At 49.8% G+C, this 5,864-nt stretch carries 5 protein-coding genes and 2 pseudogenes; 1 reads left to right on the top strand and 6 read right to left on the bottom strand.

Annotated elements, in window-relative coordinates; translation table 11 throughout:
* Window positions 1-30: 30 nt before the first annotated feature.
* The 5 genes and pseudogenes from RDN66_RS13090 to RDN66_RS13070 all read right to left on the bottom strand — a co-directional run bounded on the left by RDN66_RS13090 (window position 31) and on the right by RDN66_RS13070 (window position 4,701).
* A complete protein-coding gene (locus tag RDN66_RS13090; RefSeq protein ID WP_000080195.1) occupies window positions 31-1,644 on the bottom strand; it encodes an IS66-like element ISEc23 family transposase in 1,614 nt (537 codons plus the stop codon).
* A gap of 30 nt (window positions 1,645-1,674) precedes the next feature.
* Window positions 1,675-2,025, bottom strand: a complete 351-nt coding sequence (gene tnpB, locus RDN66_RS13085) for an IS66 family insertion sequence element accessory protein TnpB (protein ID WP_000624722.1) — start codon at window positions 2,023-2,025, stop codon at window positions 1,675-1,677.
* Window positions 2,022-2,447: a transposase gene (locus RDN66_RS13080; protein ID WP_000422741.1), complete on the bottom strand. Its 426-nt coding sequence runs from the start codon at window positions 2,445-2,447 to the stop codon at window positions 2,022-2,024. Before RDN66_RS13080 ends, tnpB begins: the two co-directional genes overlap by 4 nt.
* Window positions 2,448-2,532: 85 nt before the next feature.
* Window positions 2,533-2,724, bottom strand: a pseudogene (locus tag RDN66_RS13075) (DUF4198 domain-containing protein); the annotation flags it as partial.
* Window positions 2,725-2,730: 6 nt separating this feature from the next.
* Window positions 2,731-4,701: a TonB-dependent hemoglobin/transferrin/lactoferrin family receptor gene (locus RDN66_RS13070; RefSeq protein ID WP_001298664.1), complete on the bottom strand. Its 1,971-nt coding sequence runs from the start codon at window positions 4,699-4,701 to the stop codon at window positions 2,731-2,733.
* Between the two features lie 281 nt (window positions 4,702-4,982).
* On the opposite strand from RDN66_RS13070, the pseudogene RDN66_RS13065 reads away from it, so the two are divergent.
* Window positions 4,983-5,422, top strand: a pseudogene (locus tag RDN66_RS13065) (transposase); the annotation flags it as partial.
* A 338-nt stretch (window positions 5,423-5,760) separates the two neighbouring features.
* Here RDN66_RS13065 and RDN66_RS13060 read toward each other — a convergent pair.
* Window positions 5,761-5,864, bottom strand: a 104-nt coding sequence (locus RDN66_RS13060) for an IS1 family transposase (protein WP_213864077.1), incomplete at its 5' end; no start/stop codon positions are given.

The raw sequence follows: 5,864 nt of genomic DNA, 5'->3' as shown, positions 1-5,864 counted from the left end.
GTAAGCGTCAACGGAGCACCGTATTGACGCTTATTTATTGGTGAGTACTACGTTCCATGGCAGGAGTTCGTCAACTCGGTTGGAAGGCCATTCCGGCAGTACGCTCAGGATATGGCGCAGATACGCTTCCGGATCGATACCGTTCAGACGGCAGGTGCCGATCAGCCCGTACAACAGTGCTCCACGCTCGCCGCCGTGATCGCTGCCAAAGAACATAAAGTTTTTCTTTCCGAGACAGACTGCACGAAGCGCTCTTTCCGCAGCATTATTATCCGCCTCCGCCAGACCGTCATCACTGTAATAACAGAGGGCATCCCACTGATTCAGTACATAGCTGAACGCTTCGCCCAGTCTGGATTTTTTCGACAGCGTACCATTCTTCTCCACCATCCATTCATGCAGCGACGTCAGTAACACTTTGCTTCGCTGCTGCCTGACGGCAAGACGCTCTGACTCCGGTAATCCCCGTATTTCATCCTCGATGGCGTACAGTTCACTGATTCGCTTCAGGGCTTCTTCTGCCGTCGCACTTTTGCTGCTGATGTATACATCGTGGATTTTTCGCCGGGCATGGGCCCAGCACGCAACTTCTGTCAGTGCACCACCTTCACGTTCTGCACTGAACAACCTGTCGTAACCTGTGAACGCATCCGCCTGCAGGATACCCCGGAAGGGGCGGAGGTGTTGCTCCGGGTGTTTCCCCTGCCGGTTCGGCGAGTACGCGAACCAGACCGCTGGAGGAGATGACGAACCCACATTGCGATCATCCCGGACATACGTCCAGATACGCCCTGTTTTCGCCTTTTTCTGACCCGGTGCCAGTACCTTTACCGGTGTGTCATCAGTGTGAACCTTGCGGGTGTTCATTACATAACGGTACAGGGCATCATTCACCGGTGTCATTAACTGGCAGCACGCGTCAACCCAGTTGGAGAGTAAGGCCCGGCTCAGTTCGACACCCTGGCGGGCAAAGATTTCACTCTGACGATACAGTGGCAGATGTTCGCAGTATTTTCCCGTTAACACGCGGGCAAGTAATCCGGGGCCCGCGATACCACGCTCTATCGGGCGGGACGGCGCCGGTGCTTCAACAATACAGTCACATTTTGTACAGGCTTTTTTTACCCGTTCTGTGCGGATCACTTTCAGGGCACTGCTCACCAGTTCCAGCTGTTCAGCGCTGACTTCCCCCAGATAATCCAGCTCACCGCCACACTCCGGGCAACAGCTTTCTTCTGGCTCCAGGCGGTGTATTTCACGGGGAAGGTGTGCCGGTAACGGACGACGATGGCGCGACTGTCGCAACTGGCGGGGAACCTGAGGATCGTCTTCCCGCCCACTGTAACGATCGCTGTCCTGTTCACGTTGTTTCAGCAGAGCCTCAGCCAGTTCAACTTCACGACGCAGTTTTTCAGAACGGGTACCGAACAGCATCCGGCGCAGTTTTTCTATCTGAGCCCGCAGATGTTCTATTTCCCGTTCATCTTCTTCGATCTTTTCTTCGGCACGTGTCAGTGCAGAGCGCAGGAAGGCTTCCGTCTCTTCAACCAGACTCAGTTGCTGGTCTTTCTGACGGAGGGCTTCAGCCTGCTCAGAGAGCAACCTTTCCAGCTCTGCGATGCGAATGAGGTATTTCTGACTCATGACCGTTTTTATAATGCGGTCAGGAGTTTTTTACAACATTGTCAGTGAGTTACGGCTGGATGTTTTTGGCTGACGCCAGTCCAGCTTATCGAGGAGCATTGCCAGTTGCGAGCGGGTAATGGATACCTTGCCGTCACGTACCGCAGGCCAGATAAACTGGCCTTCCTCCAGGCGTTTGGTGAACAGGCACAGACCATCAGCATCAGCCCAAAGAATTTTGACGGTGTCACCCCGTCGGCCACGGAAGATAAACAGGTGACCGGAGAAGGGATTATCATTCAGCACATGTTGTACCTGTTCTCCCAGTCCGTTGAAGGATTTACGCATATCGGTAACGCCGGCAACGAGCCAGATACGGGTACCTGATGGGAGTGAGATCATCTTCCCCTCCCGGTCAGTTCACGGATCAACACTGTGAGCAGCTCTGGCGATGGATTTTCCAGCGTCATGTTACCGTGACGGAATTCCACCTTGCAGGAACTGGCACTGACTCTGGTCTGAGTGGAAGTGGATAAAGACGGCGCAATGGCCGCCACAGGTTCTTTCTGCTCATCCGGCGTTATTTCTACAGGTAATAATTCAACGCCAGTGTCAGAAGAGGTCGTTACCGGAAGACGCCGCGAAACACGCCCTTCGTTCTGCCAGAGCCTGAGCCATTTGAAAATAACATTATCATTGACGCCATTTTCACGTGCAATCTGTGCAACACAAGCTCCAGGTTGTGATGCCAGTTCCACCATACGAAGTTTGAATTCATTCGAATAGTTTTTACGAGGTTCTTTTCGCCAGTCCTGTAATTCCATACTTAGATGTCCGTCTATATCAGATGGGCGTCTAAGTTACCAATTCTCGTCTGATGGCTACATACGGCGGTCAGTTTACGCTTACATAAATCCGGGGATTTTCAAAGAAATTCCTTCTGTCAGGAATTGTGCCCTTTGAGGGGAAATTATGACCATAACCAATCTCTGCGGTAATGTTGTTCTCTGCCTGTTTACCTGTAATCCAGACATCGTGGGCCAGGACATGCCCCGATGCTGTCAGACAAAGAGCTAAGATATAACCTGTATTTTTCATCATGATTTGTTACCACTGATAACGGGTATAAAGACTGACAGTTCTGCCTGAAAGCGGCACTCCTTTGCCATTCATGGCAAGCTTGTTGAAGGCATTATCCAGAGTCACTGATGCCTCAAAGCCTTTAACACTTACAGGCTTATAAGACAGTGAAAAGGAATGTACGGCATAGCCAGCCTGATGGGGATCGCCTTTTTTCACATGCGTGGCTGCTGCCGAAAGTTCAGCACGCCATCCGGCAGAAACTCCTCCATGACCAACAGGTATACTTATGTCACTGATGAGTGTGTCAGGATTGCCGGAGCCCAGCCATTCCCTGCTGCTGGCATCCATACTTTCCGTGCGGTTATAAGAAAGCATCCAGTCAAAATAATCAGACTGGTAATTTCCCTGCATATCCCATCCCCAGATACGGGCCCGGGATACATTATAAGAATAAGAACGCATCCGTTTCATATCCACGCGCGTGGCAATATAGTTTCTGGCATCCGTTCCGAAATATCCGCCTTTCAACTGCAGCCGATCATTGCCTGTAAGCAGGCCGTCCAGTTGAATACCTGCGCCAATCTCACGGGTAATGTTATTTTCTGGTTTCAGATTAAGGTTAGGTACCCAGTAATTGGGTTTACCCTTGCGGTAAAAATGTACATCATCCCTGTACATTTCTGCCATTGTGGGGGCACGGAATGCAGAGGATATGGAGCCGTACATCATCAGCCAGTCTGTCGGTGAGACTGAAATCGCCGCCCTTGGGGACAGGCGTTCGGCTTTCAGTTCTCCGGCACGGGGATTGAAGCTCTTGTACCGGTCATAGCGGGAACCGACGATAATGTTAACCGGGTAGCTTTTCATTGTCATTTCATCCTGGAAATACAACGATGTAAAGTCAATGTTTCCTTCCGGATATAGTGTGGCAGAGCCTTCTGGCTTCTGCTGCTGACGGTAATATTCAGCGCCATAACTTAACTGATGGGCTCCCGGAAAAATCAGAGTATGACTCCTGTTGACAACATTAACACCGGAGGTTCTGTTGTTTCTCCATTCTGCCGTTTTGTTGTGACCGTTTGTCTTGATAGTGATATCACTGAGATATAAAGTTGACTTTACATTGATGAGGCTGTTATCCACAGGAGCGTACTGGTACCAGAACTGTACGTCATTTTGTACTGTTTTTCTGTCACGCAGGCCGCTGTCACCATGTGTCTGAGTGGGATTGCCCGGTTCAGTGGTGTTATTCCGGTAGAGACGCAAGCTGGCACCTGCTTTGTTACTGTCTGTTATACCGACAGAGCCTTTCGCAAACAGGGCTGCAGGTTTTTCCTTGTTAGGTGCGCGCTCACCATCACTTTGATAGATATTACCTCTTTTACGCATAATGACAGAAAGGAGCGCATCTGTTTTTCCGGTTTTACCGAACCAGGTGAGCCCCGAGCCTGTGCTGTGGTCACCACTGGCGATATTTCCCCACAGACTTAAACCGTTTGTCTCTCCGGGGGGAAGGAAATCTGCTGCATCGGCAGTTCTGAAGTCCACAACACCTCCCAGCCCGCCACTGCCGTACAGACTGGAGTTTGGTCCGCGGACAACTTCGATACGTTTGACGAGTGCCGGATCCAGATAAGTGCCACTGCTTTTTGCCATGTCACTGAGTTGACGGATGCCGTCAACAAGAACAAGTACCCCGCTTTTGTCATAGCCGCGTAGATTAAAGGTCTGCCCATTGGTCCGTCCTGCACCAGTCTGGCTGAGACCGGCAACACCTTTCAGCATGCCGGCTGATGTGACCGCATTCTGACTCCATGGCGTGTCATTCGTGACGACACTGACCATTGACGGCGTTTCAAATACCGTGTTCTGATTTCCTGTCGCGACAACGGTGATTGTATCTTTAGCCATAGAAGAATGACTGGTCTCTGCCTGTAACCCTATCGGGAGTATGATTAATGTACAAATGACGTTTCTGATTACGTTCATATACATGCGAAAATATATGTTAATATTGATATGTTATAACATATCATTTTATTAATGCAACCCTGATCACGCAGCGTTCAGTGATAACCAGTGAATAGCGACTCTAATACCCGGTCGCTCTGCAATGTATCAGCGCCTGCGACCGATGCTATGGATATTGATTTTTCTACCGATAAAGAACCAGCAATACGGAATTTAGACTGGCCCCCTGAATCTCCAGACAACCAATATCACTTAAATAAGTGATAGTCTTAATACTAGTTTTTAGACTAGTCATTGGAGAACAGATGATTGATGTCTTAGGACCGGAGAAACGCAGACGGCGTACTACACAGGAAAAGATCGCTATTGTTCAGCAGAGCTTTGAACCGGGAATGACGGTCTCCCTTGTTGCCCGGCAACACGGTGTGGCAGCCAGCCAGTTATTTCTCTGGCGCAAGCAATACCAGGAGGGAAGTCTTACTGCTGTGGCCGCAGGAGAACAGGTCGTTCCTGCCTCTGAACTTGCTGCTGCCATGAAGCAGATTAAAGAACTCCAGCGCCTGCTCGGCAAAAAAACGATGGAAAATGAACTCCTTAAAGAAGCCGTTGAATATGGGCGTGCAAAAAAGTGGATAGCGCACGCGCCCTTATTGCCCGGGGATGGGGAGTAAGCTTAGTCAGCCGTTGTCTCCGGGTGTCGCGTGCGCAGTTGCACGTCATTCTCAGACGAACCGATGACTGGAAATATAGGGGCAAATCCACATCCTTACTTTTCCGTAAGGATTTTAGCGGGTCAAAACAGCGTTCCATGCCGGACTGATGATCTACATACTTAGAGTCACATACCAAAGTAAAACTATGGATGTATGCAAGCCTGCATCGTCAGGAGGTTAAATTTCAGACCTGCCAGTTACCGCGTAAATGGCTTGATATATGACTAATTTATTTGCACAGGATTTTTACGACAACGCTCTGAACCAGCAGTTGACGGGATATATAGTTGAGCTCATTACAGATAAAGCTTTTCTGTATCTCTGGCGGTGGTCATAGACCAGTAATCGTTATTGGGGTAATGACTCCAACTTATTGATAGTGTTTTATGTTCAGATAATGCCCGATGACTTTGTCATGCTGCTCCACCGATTTTGAGAACGACAGCGACTTCCGTCCCAGCCGTGCCAGGTGCT

The organism is uncultured Kluyvera sp., from assembly GCF_902485085.1.
GTDB classification, from domain to species: Bacteria; Pseudomonadota; Gammaproteobacteria; order Enterobacterales; family Enterobacteriaceae; genus Kluyvera; species Kluyvera ascorbata.
This window is presented reverse-complemented; position numbering and strand designations above follow the sequence as displayed.

Bases quoted from the DNA above. Each gene is read 5' to 3' on its own strand.
- RDN66_RS13080 (WP_000422741.1), bottom strand. From the start codon at position 2,447: ATGGAATTACAGGACTGGCGAAAAGAACCTCGTAAAAACTATTCGAAT.
- RDN66_RS13090 (WP_000080195.1), bottom strand. From the start codon at position 1,644: ATGAGTCAGAAATACCTCATTCGCATCGCAGAGCTGGAAAGGTTGCTC.
- RDN66_RS13070 (WP_001298664.1), bottom strand. From the start codon at position 4,701: ATGTATATGAACGTAATCAGAAACGTCATTTGTACATTAATCATACTC.
- tnpB (WP_000624722.1), bottom strand. From the start codon at position 2,025: ATGATCTCACTCCCATCAGGTACCCGTATCTGGCTCGTTGCCGGCGTT.